We start from the raw sequence: 19632 nt of genomic DNA on the forward strand, positions 1-19632 counted from the left end.
TGTCGGTTGTCGCGGATCGAGAACGGCGCGAGCTTTAGTGCCCTCGGCCCTGCGCGGCTTCCATCGCGCGGACCATATCCAGCAGTCGCCCCGGCGTGATCGGCTTTTCCAGCCGCGCGTCGGCGTGCTGGTCGGCGCGCAGCAGGTGCGTGTCAACGCCCGACGCCATCAGGGTCACGGTGTGCGGACATGTCCGGCGCACGGCGCTGATCAGGTCGCCGCCGCTCATGCGCGGCATCGAGTGATCGGTGATGACGAGATCGGGCGAAAAGCCAGCCAGCGCCTCGAAGGCCTCCTGGCCGTCATGGCACAGCAGCACCTCGAAGCCCGCCTCCGTCAGCGTGATCTCGTAGATCATCGACAGGACGGGGTCGTCCTCGGCGATCAGAATTTTTTGCATCCGTCCCGTGCCGCCATGCTTAACAGAACCTGAAGAGCATAGTCCGCGAACGAGAAGCGGTCGCCGCGCGATAAGGTCGCACGATCTTCGGTTGTCCCCGCTGTTCGGGGAGGGGGGCGAAAAGGACCTAGGCGACGGCCTTGCGCTTGCGCATGAACATCGCCGCGTCGGCCTCGGCCAACGCAGTTTCGGGATCGGCGCCGGGCTCGATCTCGCGCACGCCGTAGGAGATGTGCAGCGGCGCGGACCACTCGCCGAACTCGACTGGCGCGCCCATGACCGCGTCGGCCAGGGCGCGGGCCTTGGTCATGGCGGTTTCCTTGTCGGCCTGGGCCAGCAGCACGGCGAACTCGTCGCCGCCCATGCGGCCGACGATGTCGCTTTCGCGGACGTTATTCTGAAGTCGTTTGGCGACGGCCTTGAGCGCCTGGTCGCCCGCGGCGTGACCAAAGCGGTCGTTGACCCGCTTGAAGTCGTCCAGGTCGAAGAACACCACGCTGGCCGGCGAGCCGTAGCGCTGGGCGAAGGCGGCGACCCGCTTCATCTCGCGCAGGAAGGCGCGGCGATTCAGCACCGGGGTCAGGGCGTCCATGTCCGCCAGGTTCTGGGCCTCGTTCAGCCGCAGCTTCAGCGCCGAGACCTCGTTCCGAAGGTCCTGGATCTCGGTCATCAGGGTCTGGAGCGCCTCGATCACCTTGGGCGTCAGGTCCGCATCGGTCAGGCCCAGGAAGGCGGCGCTGTCGGGCGCCGAAACCTCCCTGACCGCGACCTGGGCCCCAGCTCGCGCCAAGGCCCGCTTGCGGATGGCGGCGAAGGGTTCGGTCCGGGCGCCGGTAATCTTCATGACCCTACGCGAATCGAAATGGCACAGCTTGAATATGGTTAACGCCAACCGTGACGGGCGCAATCGGGGCGCCGGGATGTCGTGGTCGAGGGTCGTCGCGCGCTCTTGTTTCAGGCGTTTGGTGACGTTTTGGGCTTGCGCGAAAGGGGTGGACGCGCATACGGGGCGGCTTTCATCAACGGGATGACGCCGATGTCTTCGACCACCCCGCCTGTCGCCATCATCATGGGCAGCCGTTCGGACTGGCCGACCATGAAGGGCGCCGCCGACGCGCTGGACAGCCTGGGCGTGGCCTGGGAGGCCAAGGTGGTCTCGGCCCACCGTACGCCTCAGCGCCTGTTCGACTTCGCCACGGGCGCCGAGAAGGCCGGCTACAAGGTGATCATCGCCGGGGCCGGCGGCGCGGCGCACCTGCCGGGCATGGCCGCCTCGATGACCAATCTGCCGGTCCTCGGCGTGCCGGTGCAATCCAAGGCGCTGTCGGGTCTCGATTCGCTGCTGTCGATCGTGCAGATGCCCGGTGGTATCCCCGTCGCCACCCTGGCGATCGGCGAGGCCGGCGCCAAGAACGCGGGCCTTTTGGCCGCCCAGATCCTGGCTCTGTCGGACGGAGCCCTGGCCCAGCGCCTGGCGGCCTTCCGCGCGGCCCAGACCGACAGCGTCGCCGAAAGCGTCGAGGACTGAGAGACCAAAGATGGCTGAGTTTCCCCTGGTCCCCGGTTCGACCATCGGCATCCTGGGCGGCGGACAGTTGGGCCGCATGCTGGCCCTGGCCGCCGCGCGCCTGGGCTTCGACGTGGTGATCCAGGATCCGGAAGAGGCGTCCCCCGCTGGCCGTGTCGCCGCTCGCCAGATCGTCGCGTCCTACGACGACCGCTGGGCCCTCAAGCGCCTGGCCGAGGCGTGCGACGTCGTCACCTACGAGTTCGAGAACGTCCCCGCCGACACCGTGGCGGAACTATCCGCTCTTGGCGCGGTGGTCTCGCCGGGCGCCAAGGCCCTGGCCGCCGCCCAGGACCGGGTGGCCGAGAAGAGCTTCCTGGCCGAGATCGGCGTGCCGACCGTGGCCTTCGCCTCGGTCCACGACAGCGAGAGCCTGGCCGAGGCGGTGGCTCGCATCGGCGCGCCGTCGCTGCTGAAGACCCGTCGCGAAGGCTATGACGGCAAGGGGCAGGCGTGGATCCAGAAGGCCGCGGACGCCGAGGCCGCCTACGAGAAGATCGGCCGCCAGGCCGCCATTCTGGAAGCCCCGGCCGACTTCGGCCGCGAACTGTCGGTGATCGCCGCGCGCGGCCGCGACGGCGAGATCGCCTGCTATCCGGTCAGCGAGAACCACCACGAGGGCGGCGTCCTGCGCCGCACGGTCGCTCCGGCCAAGATCACGCCCGCGACCCGCGATCAGGCCGAGGCCATCGCCGCCAAGATCCTCACCGCCCTCGACTATGTCGGCGTGATCGGGGTGGAGTTGTTCGAGCTTTCCGGCGGCAAGCTGCTGGTCAACGAGTTCGCCCCGCGCGTCCACAACACCGGGCACTGGACCCAGGACGGCTGCGAGGTTGATCAGTTCGAGCAGCACATCCGCGCCGTCGCCGGCTGGCCGCTGGGCCCCACCGAGCCGCACCACCACGTCGAGATGACCAACCTGCTGGGCGTCGACGTCGACGCCTGGAAGAAGCTGGCGTCCGAGCCCGAGACGAGGCTCCACCTTTACGGCAAGGGCGAGGCTCGCCCCGGCCGTAAGATGGGCCACGTCAATCGCCTAAGGCCGCTACGGGATTGAGGACCGGCTTGGCCGGGGCGGGCGGCAGGCGCGCCTTGAGCCGCAGCGCCGGCTTCTCGACCAGCAGCCAGGACGCCAAGGCGAAGGGCAGGGTCAGGGCCAATGACGTCGCCAGGTTCAGCTGGCTTCGCTCGGCCAGCATCTGCTGCAGCGGAAAGCTGTAGATGTAGAGGCCATACGACAGGTCGACCGGCGCGCGCGGCGCGTTCAAGGCGCCAAGGCGGAGCGCGATCAGCGGCAGGCCCAGGAACCAGAGCGGCGTGATCAGCGGGATCAAGGCCGCGACCGCCAGCCAGGACGGGGCTCGCCACGCGCTCGTTCGTAGGGCCGCGCCGCTCAGGAAGAGAAAGCCGTTGATCGCCGCCAGATAGGCGATCCGATAGAGATCTCCCCGAGCGTCCAGGCCCAGGGCGTGGATCGCGATCGCGCTCGCCGCGGCGGCGAGCGCCAGGACGGTCAGGACCCTTGGCTTCACCTGGCGCGCCGCCCCCAGCGCCGCCAGGGCCAGATAGGCGGTGAACTCCAGCCGCAGCGTCCACAGCGACCCATTGACGACGCCGGCCACCGGCGCCGCCAAGAAGACCCCGGGCAGGTCGTAGGTCACCGCGTAGAGGGTCAGGTTCTTCAGCACGTAGCCGTAGACCTCTGGCGAGGCCAGGTAGTCGCTTCTCGCGAGCGCCGTGCTCGCGGGGCCGATGACGAAGGCGGTGACCAGAAGCGCCGCTAGCAGCCCCGGGAAGATGCGCAGGGCGCGCTTGGCGATGAAGCTCCAGAGGCGGGGCGTCCGTTCGAGGCTTCCCGACACCAGATAGCCGCTGATCACGAAGAACACCCCGACCCCAAGCGCGCCGAGATCCAGGCTTGTCCCGATCATGATCGGGGGCTCCCCGTTCAGCACTCGGGCGTGGTGGGCGATCACCAGGATCGCGGCGATCAGCCGTAGATAATCAAAGCCGCCCATGGTGAACTCAAGGTGGAGCCTAGGCCTCACCTTAGACTCGTCGTTGAAAGGCCTGGCAAGGGGCCATGGAGGGGACGCCGATGCCGCCGACGATCGAGACCGAACGCCTCGTCCTGCGGGCGCCGGTCCAGGCGGACTTCGACGCCGGCTGGGCCGAGTTCCATGCCGACCCGGAATGCATGCGCTATCTCGGGGGAGCGATGCCCAGAGCGGTGGCCTGGCGGGCCTTGGCCCAGGTGGTCGGCATGTGGTCGCTGCTGGGCTTTGGTCAGTTCTCGGCGATCGAGAAGGCGACCGGCCGCTGGGTCGGTCGCGTGGGCCCCTGGCGGCCCGAGGGCTGGCCCGCGCCGGAAGTCGGCTGGCTGTTCCATCGCTCGGCCTGGGGCAAGGGCTACGCCACGGAGGCGGGCCGGGCGTGCCTTGAGCATGTCTTCGAGACGCTGGGCTGGGACTTCGTCGGCCACATGATCCACCCCGACAACCGGCCCTCTCAAGCCGTGGCCCAGCGGTTGGGCTCTCGCCTGGTCGAGATGGTCACCCTGCCGCCGCCGATGGACGTGGCCGGGCCCACACAGATGTGGGGGCAGACCGCCGATGCGTGGCGTCAGTCCGCCTCGTCCGGCGCGCTCAGATCGTCGACGTCGAAGTCGTAGTCCAGCAGGTCGCCTGGCTTGCACTCGAGGGCCGCGCAGAGCCGGGCCAGGGTGCGGAACCGGATGCCTTTCACCTTGCCCGAGCGGAACAGCGATAGCTGGGTTTCGCTGAGCCCCACTTCGGCGGCGAGGTCGCGGGCCTTCAGGCCCTTGGCGACAATCAGAGCGTCCAGGGTGACGCGGACAGGCATCAGATCATCTCGTCGAGTTCGGCTTGCGCCGCCAGGGCTTGGTCCATCACGCGGCCAAGCAGGAAGACCGCGCCGCCGATCATGCCCAGCGTCATGCCGGCCACGTCGAAGTGCAGATAGCCGCCCTTGGCGTGGCCGACCAGCCGCATCAGGTTGGTGACCCCGAACACGCCGATGAGGCCGCCGACGCCGAGGGCGATCCCGACCCTCCGCAGCGCGGGCGGCAAGGCCGCCTGGATAAGTCGGCCGTTCGCCAATTCCCCGAGCGTCCGCCCGATCGTCCAGACCGCGAACAGGTAACAGGCGATCGGCAGGTTCCAGATCGTCGCGGCCAGCATCTGGTCGCCCCGGATCGGCTCCCGATGCACCAGCGCATAGAGCAGGGGGAAGATCCAAGCCATCGCCGCGACCAGGGCGCCGACGCTGATCACCATGAACATCGCCAGCCAGCGAAACTGGCGGCACATGCGGCGGAAGGCGAGGGTTTCGGTCTGGCTCATGGGGGGCTCGCGCGGCGGGATCCTGTCCTTTCTTTAATCTTGACTTAAAGACCGGGTGTCCGCAACTTTATCTTAGACTTAAATTTCGTGAGCGCCGCCCATGCCCGCCGCCATCGAGACCAAAGGCCTTTCCCGTCGTTTCGGCGCGCGCCTGGCGGTCGACGGCATGTCGATGACCGTGCCCGAGCGAGCCGTCTATGGGTTCCTGGGCCGCAACGGCGCGGGCAAGACCACGACGCTGAAGATGGTTCTGGGCCTGCTGCGGCCGACCGCCGGTCGGGTGCGGGTCCGCGGCCTGGACGTCGCCCGCCACCGAATGGCGGCGGCGCGCGAGATCGGCGCCCTGCTGGAGGCGCACGGCTTCTACGGCAACCTGACCGGGCGCGAGAACCTGGCGTTGACGGCGACCTTGCTGGGCCTGGGCGCGACCGAGGTCGAGCGGGTTCTGGATGTGGTCGAGATGCGCGCCGACGCCCATCGCAAGGTCGGTGGCTACTCCCTGGGCATGCGCCAGCGCCTGGGCCTGGCGCGCGCCATGCTGGGCGCGCCGCCGGTGCTGCTGTTGGACGAGCCGACCAACGGCCTCGATCCGGACGGCATCGCCGACATGCGCCGCTTCCTGAAGAGCCTGCCCGAGCGCACGGGCGCCACGGTGCTGCTGTCCAGCCACCTGCTGGGCGAGATCGAGCAGACCGCGACCCACGTGGGCGTCGTCAACGACGGCCGCCTGGTGCTGGAGGGCGAACTGGCGCGACTGAAGGCGGATCTCGCCCCAGAGCTGATCCTGCGGACGAGCGACGATACGCGGGCCGCGAGCCTGCTGCTGGCGCATGGCCGCTCGCCCGTCGCCGCCGAGGCGGGCCTGACCGTCACGCTCCGGCCCGGAGAGGACGCCGACCAGGCCGCCGCCGCCATCACGCGCCTGCTGGTCGAGAGCGGCGCGTCCGTCTTCGCCATCGGCCCACGCGAAAGGTCCCTGGAGGACATCTATCGTGGCGTCGCCGGTTTCCGTTCGTCCCTCGCCGAGGCCGCCTGATGATCGCCGTCCTGTCCGTCGAACTGCGCAAACTGAACCGATCCCTGGCCGCCCTGCTGGCCGTCGCCGCGCCCGCCTTGATCGGTCTCATCGCCTTCTTCAGCCTGCTGCGCGCCCAGCATCCCATGCCCTGGGAGAAGTGGCTCCAGATGTCGGCGGGGGTATGGGCCTTCTTCATGCTGCCGATGAGCGTGACGGCCCTGACGGCCCTGGTCGCCCAGATGGAGCACGCTCCACGCGCCTGGGACCACCTGCGCGCCCTGCCCGTGGCGCGATGGAAGCTCTACGCGGCCAAGGCGATCTGCGTGGTGGCCCTGGTCGCGGTCATGACCCTGCTGAACCAGCTGATCACCTGGGCCGCGATCTCCGCCGCCACGGCCCTGAAGCCCGCCGTGGCCCCGACGGGCGCGGTCGATGCTTCCAAGGCGCTCTTGCTCAATGGCAAGATCGTCGCCGCCGCCTTGCTGATGATCGCCATCCAGCTGTGGATGGCGCTGAGGTTCTCCAGCTTCGTGCCGGCCCTGGCCGTCGGGATCGGCGGGACCTTCTTTTCGGTGGTGGCGACCAGCGCCAAGCAGGGCGTGTTCTTTCCCTGGCAGATGCCGGTGAACATGCTGGCGCGCGAGGCCTGGCGGATCGAGACGGCCCTGGCGCTGGGCGGAGGACTGGGCCTGCTGGCCCTGATCGCCGCCATCGCTCACCTGGCGCGGCGGGAGGTTCTTTAACCCGTCCCCACCTGCTAGAGGGCGTCGCGTCGACAGCGCGGAGATCGCCATGACCGAACAGGCCTTGATCGGATTGATCGGGGGCATGAGCTGGGAAAGCTCGGCCCAGTATTATCGGCTGATCAACGAAGCCGCGCGCGAGCGGCTGGGCGGCGTCGCCTCGGCGCGGACCTTGATGTGGTCGTTCGACTTCGCCGAGATCGAACGCCTGCAGCACGCCGGCCAATGGCCCGAGCTGTCCCGGCGTCTGGCCGACGCCGCGAGGGCGCTGGAGGCCGGCGGCGCCGACTTCCTCGTGCTCTGCACCAACACCATGCACCGCGAGGCCGAGACCATCGAAGCGGCGGTGCGTATCCCGCTGCTGCACATCGCCGACCCGACGGGCGAGGCGATCAAGGCCGCCGGTCTCTCCAAGGTCGGCCTGCTGGGCACGGCCTTCACCATGGAGCACGACTTCTATCGCGGGCGCCTGGAGGCCAAGCACGGTCTGACCGTGTTGACGCCCGACGCCGACGATCGCGCCGCGGTGCACCGGATCATCTACGAGGAGCTGGTCGCCGGCCGCGTGTTCGACGTCTCGCGCGAGGCCTACCGCGCCGTCATCGCGCGCCTGGTGGAGCGAGGCGCCGAAGCGATCATCCTGGGCTGCACCGAGATCATGCTGCTGATCGGACAGGCCGACAGCGCCGTCCCCGTCTTCGACACCACCACCCTGCACGCGCTGGCCGCGGTGGACCGGGCCTTGAAAGGCGGCGCCTAGCCGATAGGGTGCTTCCGCTCAAGTTGCGGAGTTTCCGAATGCGTCTGCGCCTCGCCCTGCTCGCCAGCCTTTCGATCCTGGCGGCGACACCGGCCCTGGCTCAGACCACCAGCGCCTACGACGCCGTGGACCCCTTCATCGGCACCGGCGGAGACGGCCACACCTTCCCGGGCGCGGTGGTTCCGTTCGGCATGGTGCAGCTCAGCCCGGACACCGACATCCTGCCGTTCAGGCAGAGCTATGCTCGCGCCGCCGGCTATCGCTTCGGCGACCCGACCATCCTGGGCTTCTCGCACACGCACTTCTCGGGCGCGGGCCACTCCGACCTCGGCGACATCCTGCTGACGCCGGTCGTCGGCGAGGCCAAGCTGGAGCCGGGCGAGGCGGACCAGCCGGGAAGCGGTTATCGCTCGCGCTACAGCCACGACAGCGAGGTCGCCCAGCCCGGCTATTACGCGGTCACGCTCAGCGACAGCCAGGTGCGCGCCGAGCTGACCGCCGGCCCGCGCACGGGCCTGCACCGTTACGCGTTCCCGAAGAGCCAGCGCGCCCAGGTGCTGATCGACCTGCGCAGCTCGATCTACAACTATCCGGGCAAGGTCTTGTGGTCGCGCCTGCGCGTGGCGCCGGACGGGACGATCACCGGCTATCGCGAGACGCGCGGCTGGGCCCCTGGGCGCAAGCTGTTCTTCGCCATCCGCTTCGACAAGCCGCTGGTCGGCCAGGCCTTCCACAACCGCGAGACGGACGTGCCCTACAAGGGCCTCGCCCAGCCGGGCCGGACGCCGAACGACCGCGCCCAGATCCAGGGCCGGGCGCTGGTCGGCGTGTTCGACTTTGGCCAGCTCGACGGTCCTCTGACGGTCAAGGCGGCCCTGTCGTCGGTCAGCGAGGACGGGGCGATCGCCAATCTCGCCAGCGACGAGCCCGGCTTCGACTTCGACGCCCAGCGCGCCCGCGCCAAGGCCGCCTGGGAGAAGGCGCTGTCGGCGGTCGACATCGAGGCTCCGGCCCCGATGCGGAAGACGCTTTACACGGCGCTCTACCACACCCTGCTGGCCCCCAGCGTCTTCGCCGACGCCGACGGCCGTTATCGCGGGCCAGACGACCAGGTGCACGAGGGCAAGCTGGACGGCCGCCCCTTCACCTTCCACTCGACCTTCTCGCTGTGGGACACCTTCCGGGCCGAGCATCCGCTGCTGACCCTGGTGCAGCCCGCCGACTACACCAACGATGTCGTCAACTCGCTGATCGCCTCGCGGCGCCAGAGCCCCTACCAGATCCTGCCGGTCTGGCAGTTCCACGGCCAGGAGACCTGGACAATGATCGGCTATCACGCCGTTCCGGTCATCGCCGACGCGTGGATGAAGGGCATCCGGGGCTACGACGGCAAGGCGGCCCTCGACGCCATGGTCAAGAGCGCCACCTACGCCCCGTACGGCGGCCTGGGCGACTACATGAAGCTCGGCTACGTCCCGATCGACAAGGAGCCCGAGGCGGCCTCCAAGACGGTCGAGTACGCCTATGACGACTGGACCATCGCCCGCATGGCCCGCGACATGGGTCAGGCCGACACCGCCGCCACCTTCGAGAAGCGCGCCGCCTACTGGCGCAACAGCTTCGACGCCAAGACCGGCTTCCTGCGCGCCCGCAAGAGCGACGGGACCTATCGCGAGCCGTTCAACCCGACCGCCATCAACTACGGCTCGGACTACACCGAGGGCAACGCCTGGCAGTACTCGTGGTTCGCGCCGCAGGACCTGGGCGGGGTGGTCAGGACGCTGGGCGGCGACGCGGCGACCGTGAAGAAGCTGGACGCCATGTTCGACTTCGACAACTCCAAGGTCGACTACTCGCACGCCGAGGACATCGCGGGCCTGATCGGCCAGTACATCCACGGCAACGAGCCCAGCCACCACGTCGCCTACATGTACAACTACGCCGGCGCGCCCTGGCGGACCCAGGCGCGGCTGACCCAGATCGTGAACAGTCAGTACAAGCCCACCCCGGACGGCCTGTCGGGCAATGACGACCTGGGCCAGATGTCGGCCTGGCTGATGTTCACGAGCCTCGGCTTCTATCCCGTCACGCCGGCCTCGAACGAGTACGCGATCGGGCGCCCATTCGTGGACAAGGCCGCGCTGAACCTGCCGAACGGCAAGCGGTTCACGGTGCGCGCGGTGGGGATGTCCGACGCCGCGCCCTACGTCGCCAAGGTGACCCTGAACGGCCAACCGCTGACCCGCGCCTTCCTGAGGCACGAGGAGATTGTCGCGGGGGGCGAGCTAGTGTTCACGATGAGCGCCGCGCCGAACAAGACCTGGGCGACGCGGGCGGTCGATCGGCCGGCCTCGATGACGGGTTATCGGTAGGGCGGTTAGTTCACCGGCTCCTCGGTCGCTGGCGCCCCGACGTCCTCCCGCTCCGACGCCGTCCGCGCGAGCTCGGCGGCCAGGGTCTCGTAGAAGCCGTTGCGCGGGTCGGGCTTGGTCTCGGCGACCGGATCGTCCAGCAGCCAGGGGAAGTCGCTGACCGCCAGAGAAGCGTGGGCCGCGACCATGAAGCGCCGCCAGATGCCTGCCGGGATGTCGCCGCCGACCACCCTGTTCATCGGCCGCTCGTCGTCGTTGCCGACCCAGACGCCGGTGACGTAGTCGGGGGTGAAGCCGACGAACCAGGCGTCGCGCCAGTTCTGGCTGGTGCCGGTTTTGCCGGCGGCGGGCCGGCCGAACTCGGCGCGGCGGGCCGTGCCCTCGGTCACCACCTTTTCCATCATCCGCACCATGATGCTGGCGTGGCCGCGATCATAGACGCGCCGTTCGGCCTCGGGCGGTTGGTGCGCCCAGATCTCCTGGCCGCCCTGGGTGCCGACCGACTGGATCAGATAGGGCTCCAGCCGGGCGCCGCCCAGCTGGAAGACCTGGAAGCCCGAGGTCAGCTGCAGCAGGGTCACCTCGTAGGACCCCAGGGCCACGGATAGGTCCGGCGCGTCGGGCAGGCTGGTGATCCCGAAGCGGCGGACCAGCTCGCCGATCGTGGCGCCGCCGACCTCGTTTCCCAGCTGGGCGGCGATGGTGTTGGTCGAGGCGATCAGGGCCTGCTCGACGCTGATCGGTCCGCGATACTCGCCGCCATAGTTCTCCGGCGCCCAATCGCCGAACTTCACCGGCTCGTCGACGCGGATGTCGGTCGGCAGCACGCCGTGCTCGACGGCCGCGGCGTAGATGAACGGCTTGAAGGTCGAGCCCGGCTGGCGCCGGGCCTGGATGGCGCGGTTGAAGGGGCTCTCGACATAGTCGGTCCCGCCGATCATCGCGCGGATGGCGCCATCCGACGACAGCGACAGCAGCGCGGCCTGAGAGACACCTGAGTTCGGGCCGTCGACGGCGATGGTCTGGCGGATCGTCTCGGCGGCCTCGCGCTGCAGCAGCGGATCGATCGTCAGGCGCACGACGAGGTCAGGCGCGTTGGGCCCGGCGATCTTGACCGCCTCGGCCGTGGCTTGGTCCAGCACCCAGCCGAAGTCGCCCTCGTCCTGGCCGACGGGCGACAGCGCCGGCCTGTCCTCCAGGGCCTCGCGCTCCTCCTGGGCCGTGATCCAGCCCTCGGCGCGCATGTTGGCCAGGATCAGCCGCGAGCGGGCCAGGGCGCGCTCCAGGTCGCGGTTCAAGGCCAAACGCGACGGCGCCTTGGGCAGGCTGGCCAGCAGCGCCGCCTCCGACAGGGTCAGCTGGCTGGCGGACTTGCCGAAATAGGTCTGCGCCGCCCCGTCGAGGCCATAGGCGCCGGCGCCGAAATAGATGCGGTTCAGATAGATCTCGAGGATCTCGTCCTTGGTCAGCACCTGCTCCAGCCGATAGGCCAGTAGCATCTCCCGCAGCTTGCGCTTGATGACGCGGTCGGGGCTGAGGAACAGGCCCTTGGCCAATTGCTGCGTCAGGGTCGAGGCGCCCTGCACCGTTCGGCCGGCCCGCCAGTTGATCCAGGCGGCCCGCGCCACGCCCTGGATATCGATGGGGCCGTGTTCGTAGAAGCGACGGTCCTCGGCGGCCAGGAAGGCGCGGGAGACGTATGGCGGCAGCTCGCCGACCTTGACCGCTCGGCCGTAACGCGGGCCGCGCGTGGCGATCACCTGGCCGTAGCGATCCTCGAAGCGAATTCCGGGCGCGCGGTTAAGGGCGAACAGGGCCTCGCGCGGCGGGAGCTGGGGCGTGTCCTTCAGGTACTTGTTCCAGACGATATAGGCGCCGCCGGCGGCCGCCAGCGCGACCACCAGGATCGCCGCCAGCAGCCCGCCCAGCACCCAGGCCCAGACGCGCCAGGCGCCGCGCGGCTTGGCCGGCTTGGTCTCGAAGCGAAGCGGCGCTTCCGGCGGCCTTTCCGCGGCGTCTGGAGCCGGGGCGGGAGCCTGCGGCGGCGGGGTCTCGTCGGTCGGCGGCGTCGAGTCGGTCACGGTTAAGGTCAGGCTCTATTTGGTCGCCGGGTCATTCGGGTTTAGGACGAGCCCATGAGTTCAAGCAAACCTTTCTGGCGAACCAAGACGCTCGCCGCGATGACCGTCCCCGAATGGGAGAGCCTGTGCGACGGCTGCGGCCTGTGCTGCCTGGTCCGTTTCGAGGACGAAGACACCGGCGAGATCGTCCCAACCCGCGTGCACTGTCAGCTGTTCGACGAGCACCTGTGCCGCTGCAAGGACTATCCGAACCGCAAGAAGACGGTGCCGGACTGCATCAAGCTGACGCCGTACAACATCGAAGACTTGGAGTGGATGCCGCGATCCTGCGCTTACCGGCGCCTGTACGAGGGCAAGGATCTGCCGCAATGGCATCCGCTGGTGACCGGCGATCCGGAGAGCACCCACAAGGCCGGGATCTCGGTGCGCGACCAGACGGTGTCGGAGCTGTGCTTCGACGACGCCGAGGACGCCCTGGATTTCACGGCCACGGATCTGATGCGCGACCGGGGCGATGATCCGTACGAGCCGGAAGAGACCTGACCTCCAGACACAGAAAAAGCCGGCCCGCGATGCGCGGAGCCGGCTTTCCGTCGCCCTTACGGCGAGAAGCGCGAAGCTTCTTACTTCTTGCCGGTGAAGCCGGCGAACTTGGCGTTGAAGCGCGAGACGCGGCCGCCGCGGTCCATCAGCTGGGCGTTGCCGCCCGTCCACGCCGGATGGGTGCGCGGATCGATGTCGAGCGCGAGCGTCGCGCCTTCCTTGCCGTAGGTCGAGCGGGTCTTGTAGCTCGAACCGTCGGTCAGGGTGACGGTGATGAAGTGGTAGTCGGGGTGAATGTCTTGTTTCATGGCGGCGATCCAGACCGACTAAGCCGGCGAGTGAGAATGGGGTAAGCGCCAAACCGCGCACGCGCGGGGTGGCCCTCGAAGACGCGCGGCTATAAAGAACGCGCGCGATTTTGGCAAGGGACAGTTGATGACCGACGTGACCGCCGGCGAGCAAAAGGCCGAAGGCCGCCCCGGCGCGGGAGCGGAATTGGTCCAGGGCATGGCCGAGGCCAAGGCCCGGCGGCCGCGCCGCAAGGACATCCGTCCGCTGGCCCATCTGCTGCCGTTCGTGGCCGCCCACAAGGGCGACGGCCTGGCGGCGGGCTTCTTCCTGCTGTTCTCGACGGGCGCGACCCTGGGTCTCACCGCAGCCTTCAAGGAGGTCATCGACCACGGATTCGCCAAGGGCCAGGGCGCGGAGATCAACAGCGCCTTCGTCGGCCTGGGCGCGGTGGCCATGGTGCTGGCGATCGCCACGGCCTTGCGATTCTTCTTCGTCACCCGGCTGGGCGAGCGCGTCGTCGCCGACGTGCGCCGGGCGCTGTATGGCCACACCCTGACGCTGGACCAGGAATATTTCCTGAAGACCCGCACCGGCGAGGTGCTGTCGCGTCTGACCACCGACGTCGCCCTGATCGAGCAGCTGGTCGGCGCCTCGGCCTCGATCGCCCTGCGCAATATCCTCAGCCTGGTGGGCGGCCTCGGCTACATGGCGGTGGTCTCGCCCAAGCTGGCGGGCTTCATCGTGGCGATGGTCCCGGTGATCCTGGCGCCGATGTTCCTGGTCGGCCGCCGCGTGCGCAAACTGACCGTGACCGCGCAGGATCGTTTCGCCGACGCCGTCGGCTACGCCGGCGAGAGCCTGGACGCCCTGGAGACCGTGCAGGCCTTCGGCCGCGAGAAGGCCTCGGCGACTCGCTTCGCAGGCGCGGTGGAGGCGGCCTACAAGGCTTCGGTCCAACGGATCGCCACGCGCGCCAGCATGACGGCGATGGTTATCACCCTGGCCTTCGGCGGCATCACCCTGTTGCTCTGGACCGGAGCGCGTCTGGTGCTGTCGGGCGAGATGACCGGCGGCACCCTGGCTCAGTTCGCCATGCTGGCGGTGATGGCGGCCGGCTCGATCGGGGCGCTGGGCGAGGTCTGGGGCGACGTCCAGAAGGCCTCCGGCGCCATGGATCGTATCTCCGACCTGCTGAACGCCCGCCCCGGCATCGCCGCGCCCGCGGTTCCCAAGCCCCTGCCGACGCCCGCGCGCGGCGAGATCGCTTTCGAGAACGTCACCTTCGCCTATCCGGGCCGGCCCGACCTGCCGGCCTTGAATGGCTTTGATCTTTCCGTGAAGGCCGGCGAGACCGTCGCCCTGGTCGGCCCCTCGGGCGCGGGCAAGAGCACCGTCCTCCGGCTCCTTTTGAGGTTCTACGACCCCCAGGCTGGAGATATCCGCCTGGACGGCGTGAACCTGCGCGACGCCGATCCGGCCGAGGTTCGCGCCCGCATGGCCCTGGTCGCCCAGGACTCGCCGCTGTTCTCGGGCTCGGCGCTTGACAACATCCGCTTCGGCCGCGCGGACGCCGCCGATGAAGAGTTGAAGGCCGCCGCCGAGGCCGCCCAGGCCGCGGGCTTCCTGTCGGCCCTGCCGCAAGGCTTCGACACCCCCGTGGGCGAACGCGCCAAGACCCTGTCGGGCGGCCAGCGCCAGCGCCTGGCCATCGCCCGCGCCCTGGCCCGCGAGGCGCCGATCCTGCTGCTGGACGAGGCCACCAGCGCCCTCGACGCCGAGAGCGAGCGCCTGGTGCAGCAGGCCCTGACCGCCGCCATGGAGGGCCGCACGACGCTCGTCATCGCCCACCGCCTGGCCACCGTGCTGAAGGCCGACCGGATCGTGGTCATGGAGGAGGGGCGCGTGGTCGAGCAGGGCACGCACGCCGAGCTTTTCGCCAAGGGCGGCCTCTACGCCCGCCTGGCCCGCCTTCAGTTCGGCGTCGAGGCGGCGTAGCCGTTACGTCCCTTCTTCGCGCTTGATCACGTCGACGTGCTCGATCTGAAGGCGCAGAGCCTTGATCGCCGGGTCTTTGCCGGACAGCCCATTCGGCTGGGCCTCCGCCCAGTCCAGCAGGACCTTGAGCGCGTCGCTGATGCGGCCGATCTGGCGGCCGTAGCTGCCGACCTCGGCGAGCACGCGACTCTCGACGCCCGGCGCCGCCGACTGGCCGAGATTGATGCTGAACAGGCTGAAATCGCCGAACGTCCAGCTCCACGGGTTGATGGTCTGGGTAAGCTGACGGGGGGCGAGAGAGACTTGAAACGCCTTGGGCATGTGAAGTCCTCCATGGGGAGGACCTCAGCATGCGTCGGGGTTCGGCTCGGCCGGCGCCAAAAACGCCGCTCTCGGTCCAGAACCTCTACTTCGCCAAATCCGCGGGCGTCGTCGGCTCGCTGATCACGCGTTCCATGGCCGCCCAGCGCGCGGCCTCGCTCTTGCCGGCGCGTTCGACGTGGGCGCGGACCAAGTCCTGGCCCAGGCTGTAGTTGATGATGTAGGCGCGGTAGGCCTCGATGAACGAGAGACGCTTCTCGGCCCGGGCCGTGGACGTCAGGCCGTACTTGGCCAGGGCCCTCACCGCCTCGGGCTTCTTCATCTTGCCGTCCAGATAGGCGGCCGCGATGGTGAGCTCGCTCTGGGCCAGAGCGGCCTTGGCGTCCATCAGCGCGCCGTAGGCCGCCGCTGTCTTCGGATCCAGCCCCGCCAGCGGGTAGAGCTTGTCGCGCTCGAAGTCGGTCTTGGTCTTGCCGGGGAAGGCCAGGGCGATGCCGTAGTTGGCGCTGCCCTCGGCGATCAGCGATTGCGGCGAGAACAGCGGATAGACGCTGAACTCCACCCAGCCCTTGCCCTTGGTCAGCTTCTCTTCCAGCAGGGCGTTCAGCACGTGGTGGCCGGGATAGCCCTCGTGGCAGCCCAGGTCCAAGGCGCGGCTGATGTAGATCGGCAGGTCGGTGTTGATCTCGATCAGGCTGTGCGCGCCGCCCTGGTACCAGTTGTAGCCGCTCCAGGGCTTCTGGGTGACGAACGACAGGTCGAAGCGCTCGTTCGCCGGCAGCTTGATGTGCTCTTCGGTCTTGGCCTTGCAGGCGGCGATGCCGGCCTTCATCACCGGCTCGAGGCGGTCGGTCGGGATCACGTAGGCGGCCTGGAAGGCGTCGACGCGGGCGGCCAGATCGCCCTTGCCGGGGACCAGCTTGTCGAGGCGCGCCAGGATCGGGTCGTAGCTCTTCAGAGGCTTGATCGCGGGGCGCACGCCGAACAGGCCTTGGGCCTCGTCCTGGAAGCTGAACTTGTCGCCGGCGATCATCGCCAGCCGCGTCTGGGCGGCTTTCACTTGGCCCTTCAGGAACAGCTTGCGGCGGCGCTGATCGGGCGTGAGGTCCTTGTCCGCGACCTTGGCTAGCCGCCCTTGCAGGCGATCGGCCTCCTTGCGCAGCACGGACACCGGACGCGGGGCTTGCTTGGCGGCCGCCTGCCAATCCTTGGGGCCGTAATAGGCATCGACATAGCCGGGCTCGCGCTCGCCAGCTTCCAGCGTCAGGCGCACGAAATCGACGGCGATGCCGTCGAGCCGTTCCGAGCTGGGCGAGGCGAGGGCGGGCGCGCCGACGGCGAAGGCGACGGCGACGGTGGCGGCCAGCGAGGCGGCGGCGTGATGGAACTTCATGGAACTCACCCAGAGGATCTAGGGCCGGCACGCTGCACCGGTCCGACCCGTCTGGGCAAGAGGAGGGCTAGCCTCGCGCGGCGACCGCCAGGGCGGGGAAGTCGCTGAACACCCCGTCGACGCCCGCCGCGTAGAGCGCCTTGAGCACGGCCGTGGCGTCGCCATGCTGGGCCAGGAAGGCCGGGTCCTTGGGATCGCCTTTTCGCAAGGTCGCGGGCAGGAAGTAGTTCTCGGCGCGCACCGTCCAGGGGTGGACGACCAGGCCCGCGGCGTGGGCGTTCTTGACGAGGTCCGTGGCCGGCAGCAGCGCGTCGGCGCTCTGCGGGACGACCATGGTCTTCTCGGGGCCCAGGCCGTCGGCGTAGATCGCCACGTCCTTCAGGCCCTGGGCGGTGACGAGATCGGCATACTTGACGTTGGGCAGGTCGGCGGGCCCGCCCTCGCTGGCGACCAGGAAGACGAGGCGCGCGGGGGTCTTGGCGCGCAGGCGCTTGAGAGGCCCGACTTCGAAGCACTGCACGAACACGGGCGCGTTAGCCGAGTTCAGGTCCAGCGCCTTCAGCTTGGCGACCAGGCGGTCCTCGGTGGGCAGGCCGATCGAGGCGAAATAGGTCGGATGCTTCAGCTCGGGATAGACGCCGATCGTTCGGCCGGTGCGCTGGCTGCCGGCGCGGGCGATGGTGACCACTTCCTCGAAGGTCAGCAGCTGGGCCTGGCCGTCATAGGCGGTGTTGGTCGGGCGCAGTTGCGGCAGGCGTTCGCGGGCGCGCAGGGTCTTCAGCTCGGCGAGGGTGAAGTCCTCGGTGAACCAGCCGGTGATCGACTCGCCATCGATGGTCTTGGTGGCCTTGCGGGCGGCGAACTCGGGGCGGCTGGCCACGTCGGTCGTGCCGCCGATCTCGTTTTCGTGGCGGGCCACCAGGTGGCCATCCTTGGTCGGGACCAGGTCGGGCTCGATGAAGTCCGCGCCCTGCTCGATGGCGCGCTCATAGGCGAGGACCGTGTGCTCGGGCCGCTCGCCGCTGCAGCCGCGGTGGCCGATGACGATCGGCTTTCGGTTCTGGGCGCGAGCCAGGCCCGGCAGGAAGGTGCCGGCGAGGGCGGCGGTGGTCAGGGCGCGGCGGGTCAGCAGGGTCATGGGCCGCGATTTAGCGCGCGGATGTGACGGTTTGGCTAGGCCTTGAAAACTGTCATCCCAGGTCGCCTACGTCGCCTGGGATGACACGAGAGAGTGGGCTGCTTACGCCGCCCGCAGGCGTTCCAGGATCTGCGGGTGCAGGTCCTGGTTCGAGGCCAGGATCGACTTGCCGGCCACGAGATCGAGGTCGCTCTCGTCGATCGTGGTGATCTTGCCGCCGGACTCCTGGATCATCAGGATGCCCGCCGCGACGTCCCACGGATTGAGGTTGCGCTCCCAGTAGGCGTCGAAGCGGCCGGCGGCGACCCAGGCCAGGTCCAGGGCGGCCGAGCCGAAGCGGCGCACGCCGGCGACCTTCTGGCTGACCTGGTGCAGCTCCTTCAGGAACTGGCCGTGGCCTGGCTTGCCGGCGAACGGCACGCCCGTGGCCAGGACGCTTTCGTCCAGATGACGGCGGGCGGCGACGCGCAGGCGCTTCTCGGCGCCTAGGAACGCGCCCTTGCCCTTTTCGACCCAGAAGAGGTCGTTGCTGATCGGGTTGTAGGTCACGCCGGCGACGATGCCTTCGCCCTCGCGCTGCAGGGCGATGTTGACCGCGAAGTGCGGGATGGCGTGCATGAAGTTGGTGGTGCCGTCCAGCGGGTCGACGATCCAGGTGTGGGTCTTGTCGGTGCCCTCGATCATGCCGCGCTCTTCGCCTAGGAAGCTGTAGCCCGGGCGGGCCTTGGTCAGGATCTCGAACAGGGTCTGTTCGGCCTTGAGGTCGGCGTTGGTGACGAAGTCCGCCGCGCCCTTTTTCGAGACCTGCAGTTCCGTGACTTCGCCGAAGTCGCGGGCGAGGCCTCGGGCGGCTTTCCGGGCCGCGTCGATCATGACGTTCAGGAGGGCGGAAGGCGTGGCCACGGGCGGACTATCCTCAATGAAAGCCGTCGACGCCCACCGGAAGGTCCGGCGGCGGAGCGGTAGGTCGACGGTGTGAAAGAACGGGCGCGGAACTTAGTCGTCCACAGGCGCGAAGGCAAGGCAAGGCGGATTCGAAGGGGTTAACCAGGGCATGATCAACGCCGTGTCATCCCGGAAGCCTCGCGGAGGCTATCCGGGACCCAGGGGCGGCGCGCACAGCGTTCCCGCACCCCCTGGGCCCCGGCTCTTCGCTTCGCCGCAGCCGGAATGACACGGTTTGGACGTCTTGGGATTATGCCGTCGCCTAGGGCAGCTCGACCTTCGGCAGGCTGTCCTTGGTCTCGCACAGGAGCTTGCCGGATTTGCCGACGGCGCCCGAGATGTCCTCGATCTTGGCCTCCTTGCGCCAGCCCTTGGGCAGGCCCTTGGTTCCGTCGAAGTCCATGCCCAGGTCCATCCACTTGTCGGCCGCGCAGTCCAGCGCGAACAACAGGATCGGGCCCTTGCTGGCCGGCCAGTTGCGGTAGGGGCCGTTGGCCTTGCCCTCGGCGATGCGGGTGACGATCAGGCCGGTGGCCTGATCCACGCGAGAGAAGTCCTCGTCGTAATAGGTCTTGGTTTCGCCCGGCGCCAGTTTCCAGGTCTCGGCGGTCGCGGCCGTCGAGACGGCCAGGGCCGTTACGCTAAGCAAACACACTACGAGCCGCTTCATATCGAGCGTCCTCCCCAGGTTTTTGTTCGCTGG

At 68.9% G+C, this 19632-nt stretch carries 21 protein-coding genes; 9 read left to right on the top strand and 12 right to left on the bottom strand.

Annotation, left to right across the window (positions count from 1 at the left end):
• Positions 1-34: 34 nt before the first annotated feature.
• Both J2728_RS19425 and J2728_RS19430 read right to left on the bottom strand, forming a co-directional pair.
• Positions 35-400, bottom strand: a complete 366-nt coding sequence (locus J2728_RS19425) for a response regulator (protein ID WP_310001792.1) — start codon at positions 398-400, stop codon at positions 35-37.
• Between the two features lie 127 nt (positions 401-527).
• Complete coding sequence (locus J2728_RS19430) at positions 528-1244, bottom strand: GGDEF domain-containing protein (RefSeq protein WP_310001794.1); 717 nt, start codon at positions 1242-1244, stop codon at positions 528-530.
• Between the two features lie 192 nt (positions 1245-1436).
• On the opposite strand from J2728_RS19430, the gene purE reads away from it, so the two are divergent.
• Positions 1437-1928: a 5-(carboxyamino)imidazole ribonucleotide mutase gene (purE, locus tag J2728_RS19435; RefSeq protein ID WP_310001796.1), complete on the top strand. Its 492-nt coding sequence runs from the start codon at positions 1437-1439 to the stop codon at positions 1926-1928.
• A 10-nt stretch (positions 1929-1938) separates the two neighbouring features.
• Positions 1939-3024, top strand: coding sequence for a 5-(carboxyamino)imidazole ribonucleotide synthase (locus tag J2728_RS19440; RefSeq protein WP_310001798.1), 1086 nt, complete (start codon positions 1939-1941; stop codon positions 3022-3024).
• Here J2728_RS19440 and J2728_RS19445 read toward each other — a convergent pair.
• Complete coding sequence (locus J2728_RS19445; RefSeq protein WP_310001801.1) at positions 2996-3985, bottom strand: acyltransferase family protein; 990 nt, start codon at positions 3983-3985, stop codon at positions 2996-2998. The genes J2728_RS19440 and J2728_RS19445 overlap by 29 nt on opposite strands.
• A gap of 80 nt (positions 3986-4065) precedes the next feature.
• Here J2728_RS19445 and J2728_RS19450 point away from each other — a divergent pair, with 80 nt between their 5' ends.
• On the top strand, positions 4066-4638 hold the full coding sequence (locus J2728_RS19450; protein WP_310001803.1) for a GNAT family N-acetyltransferase: 573 nt from the start codon (positions 4066-4068) through the stop codon (positions 4636-4638).
• Here the strand turns inward: J2728_RS19450 and J2728_RS19455 are convergent.
• Positions 4590-4829, bottom strand: coding sequence for a helix-turn-helix domain-containing protein (locus J2728_RS19455; protein WP_310001804.1), 240 nt, complete (start codon positions 4827-4829; stop codon positions 4590-4592). The two genes, J2728_RS19450 and J2728_RS19455, sit on opposite strands and share 49 nt — an antisense overlap.
• Positions 4829-5329 carry a DUF2975 domain-containing protein gene (locus tag J2728_RS19460; RefSeq protein WP_310001807.1) on the bottom strand — a complete coding sequence of 167 codons (501 nt, stop codon included), beginning with the start codon at positions 5327-5329 and terminating at the stop codon, positions 4829-4831. The genes J2728_RS19455 and J2728_RS19460 overlap by 1 nt, the downstream gene beginning before the upstream one ends.
• A gap of 100 nt (positions 5330-5429) precedes the next feature.
• On the opposite strand from J2728_RS19460, the gene J2728_RS19465 reads away from it, so the two are divergent.
• Genes J2728_RS19465 through J2728_RS19480 form a run of 4 tightly spaced genes read left to right on the top strand, consistent with a single transcriptional unit; the run spans position 5430 to position 10222 of the window.
• On the top strand, positions 5430-6365 hold the full coding sequence (locus J2728_RS19465) for an ABC transporter ATP-binding protein (RefSeq protein WP_310001808.1): 936 nt from the start codon (positions 5430-5432) through the stop codon (positions 6363-6365).
• Positions 6365-7090: an ABC transporter permease gene (locus J2728_RS19470; RefSeq protein ID WP_310001809.1), complete on the top strand. Its 726-nt coding sequence runs from the start codon at positions 6365-6367 to the stop codon at positions 7088-7090. The genes J2728_RS19465 and J2728_RS19470 overlap by 1 nt, the downstream gene beginning before the upstream one ends.
• Before the next feature lie 49 nt (positions 7091-7139).
• The gene (locus tag J2728_RS19475) at positions 7140-7850 is read left to right on the top strand and encodes an aspartate/glutamate racemase family protein (RefSeq protein ID WP_310001810.1); all 711 of its coding nucleotides are present in this window, start codon (positions 7140-7142) and stop codon (positions 7848-7850) included.
• A gap of 38 nt (positions 7851-7888) precedes the next feature.
• On the top strand, positions 7889-10222 hold the full coding sequence (locus J2728_RS19480; protein ID WP_310001811.1) for a GH92 family glycosyl hydrolase: 2334 nt from the start codon (positions 7889-7891) through the stop codon (positions 10220-10222).
• A 5-nt stretch (positions 10223-10227) separates the two neighbouring features.
• On the opposite strand, the gene pbpC is transcribed toward J2728_RS19480, so the two are convergent.
• A complete protein-coding gene (gene pbpC, locus J2728_RS19485; RefSeq protein ID WP_310001812.1) occupies positions 10228-12303 on the bottom strand; it encodes a multimodular transpeptidase-transglycosylase PbpC in 2076 nt (691 codons plus the stop codon).
• 54 nt (positions 12304-12357) lie between these two features.
• Between pbpC and J2728_RS19490 the strand changes: the two genes are divergently transcribed.
• Positions 12358-12846: a YcgN family cysteine cluster protein gene (locus J2728_RS19490; RefSeq protein WP_310001813.1), complete on the top strand. Its 489-nt coding sequence runs from the start codon at positions 12358-12360 to the stop codon at positions 12844-12846.
• Positions 12847-12926: 80 nt separating this feature from the next.
• Here the strand turns inward: J2728_RS19490 and rpmE are convergent, their stop codons facing one another.
• Entirely contained in the window at positions 12927-13154 is a 228-nt protein-coding gene (rpmE, locus tag J2728_RS19495) for a 50S ribosomal protein L31 (protein ID WP_013077831.1), read from the bottom strand.
• 124 nt (positions 13155-13278) lie between these two features.
• Between rpmE and J2728_RS19500 the strand changes: the two genes are divergently transcribed.
• Positions 13279-15132, top strand: coding sequence for an ABC transporter transmembrane domain-containing protein (locus J2728_RS19500; RefSeq protein WP_310001814.1), 1854 nt, complete (start codon positions 13279-13281; stop codon positions 15130-15132).
• Positions 15133-15135: 3 nt separating this feature from the next.
• Here the strand turns inward: J2728_RS19500 and J2728_RS19505 are convergent, their stop codons facing one another.
• The 5 genes from J2728_RS19505 to J2728_RS19525 all read right to left on the bottom strand — a co-directional run bounded on the left by J2728_RS19505 (position 15136) and on the right by J2728_RS19525 (position 19599).
• On the bottom strand, positions 15136-15453 hold the full coding sequence (locus tag J2728_RS19505; protein ID WP_310001815.1) for a hypothetical protein: 318 nt from the start codon (positions 15451-15453) through the stop codon (positions 15136-15138).
• Between the two features lie 85 nt (positions 15454-15538).
• The gene (locus J2728_RS19510; RefSeq protein WP_310001816.1) at positions 15539-16846 is read right to left on the bottom strand and encodes a hypothetical protein; all 1308 of its coding nucleotides are present in this window, start codon (positions 16844-16846) and stop codon (positions 15539-15541) included.
• A 67-nt stretch (positions 16847-16913) separates the two neighbouring features.
• Positions 16914-17984, bottom strand: coding sequence for a glycerophosphodiester phosphodiesterase (locus J2728_RS19515; RefSeq protein WP_310001817.1), 1071 nt, complete (start codon positions 17982-17984; stop codon positions 16914-16916).
• A gap of 102 nt (positions 17985-18086) precedes the next feature.
• The gene (locus J2728_RS19520; RefSeq protein WP_310001818.1) at positions 18087-18887 is read right to left on the bottom strand and encodes an inositol monophosphatase family protein; all 801 of its coding nucleotides are present in this window, start codon (positions 18885-18887) and stop codon (positions 18087-18089) included.
• Between the two features lie 304 nt (positions 18888-19191).
• The gene (locus tag J2728_RS19525) at positions 19192-19599 is read right to left on the bottom strand and encodes a hypothetical protein (RefSeq protein ID WP_310001820.1); all 408 of its coding nucleotides are present in this window, start codon (positions 19597-19599) and stop codon (positions 19192-19194) included.
• Positions 19600-19632: the final 33 nt, after the last annotated feature.

The sequence above is a fragment of the Caulobacter segnis genome, from assembly GCF_031454995.1.
GTDB classification, from domain to species: Bacteria; Pseudomonadota; Alphaproteobacteria; order Caulobacterales; family Caulobacteraceae; genus Caulobacter; species Caulobacter segnis_E.

Coding starts and splice junctions, on each gene's coding strand:
- purE (WP_310001796.1), top strand. CDS start 1,437: ATGTCTTCGACCACCCCGCCTGTCGCCATCATCATGGGCAGCCGTTCG.
- J2728_RS19490 (WP_310001813.1), top strand. CDS start 12,358: ATGAGTTCAAGCAAACCTTTCTGGCGAACCAAGACGCTCGCCGCGATG.
- J2728_RS19445 (WP_310001801.1), bottom strand. CDS start 3,985: ATGGGCGGCTTTGATTATCTACGGCTGATCGCCGCGATCCTGGTGATC.
- J2728_RS19455 (WP_310001804.1), bottom strand. CDS start 4,829: ATGCCTGTCCGCGTCACCCTGGACGCTCTGATTGTCGCCAAGGGCCTG.
- rpmE (WP_013077831.1), bottom strand. CDS start 13,154: ATGAAACAAGACATTCACCCCGACTACCACTTCATCACCGTCACCCTG.
- J2728_RS19425 (WP_310001792.1), bottom strand. CDS start 400: ATGCAAAAAATTCTGATCGCCGAGGACGACCCCGTCCTGTCGATGATC.
- J2728_RS19470 (WP_310001809.1), top strand. CDS start 6,365: ATGATCGCCGTCCTGTCCGTCGAACTGCGCAAACTGAACCGATCCCTG.
- J2728_RS19505 (WP_310001815.1), bottom strand. CDS start 15,453: ATGCCCAAGGCGTTTCAAGTCTCTCTCGCCCCCCGTCAGCTTACCCAG.
- J2728_RS19450 (WP_310001803.1), top strand. CDS start 4,066: ATGCCGCCGACGATCGAGACCGAACGCCTCGTCCTGCGGGCGCCGGTC.
- J2728_RS19475 (WP_310001810.1), top strand. CDS start 7,140: ATGACCGAACAGGCCTTGATCGGATTGATCGGGGGCATGAGCTGGGAA.
- J2728_RS19465 (WP_310001808.1), top strand. CDS start 5,430: ATGCCCGCCGCCATCGAGACCAAAGGCCTTTCCCGTCGTTTCGGCGCG.
- J2728_RS19510 (WP_310001816.1), bottom strand. CDS start 16,846: ATGAAGTTCCATCACGCCGCCGCCTCGCTGGCCGCCACCGTCGCCGTC.
- J2728_RS19430 (WP_310001794.1), bottom strand. CDS start 1,244: ATGAAGATTACCGGCGCCCGGACCGAACCCTTCGCCGCCATCCGCAAG.
- J2728_RS19525 (WP_310001820.1), bottom strand. CDS start 19,599: ATGAAGCGGCTCGTAGTGTGTTTGCTTAGCGTAACGGCCCTGGCCGTC.
- J2728_RS19440 (WP_310001798.1), top strand. CDS start 1,939: ATGGCTGAGTTTCCCCTGGTCCCCGGTTCGACCATCGGCATCCTGGGC.
- J2728_RS19480 (WP_310001811.1), top strand. CDS start 7,889: ATGCGTCTGCGCCTCGCCCTGCTCGCCAGCCTTTCGATCCTGGCGGCG.
- J2728_RS19515 (WP_310001817.1), bottom strand. CDS start 17,984: ATGACCCTGCTGACCCGCCGCGCCCTGACCACCGCCGCCCTCGCCGGC.
- J2728_RS19460 (WP_310001807.1), bottom strand. CDS start 5,329: ATGAGCCAGACCGAAACCCTCGCCTTCCGCCGCATGTGCCGCCAGTTT.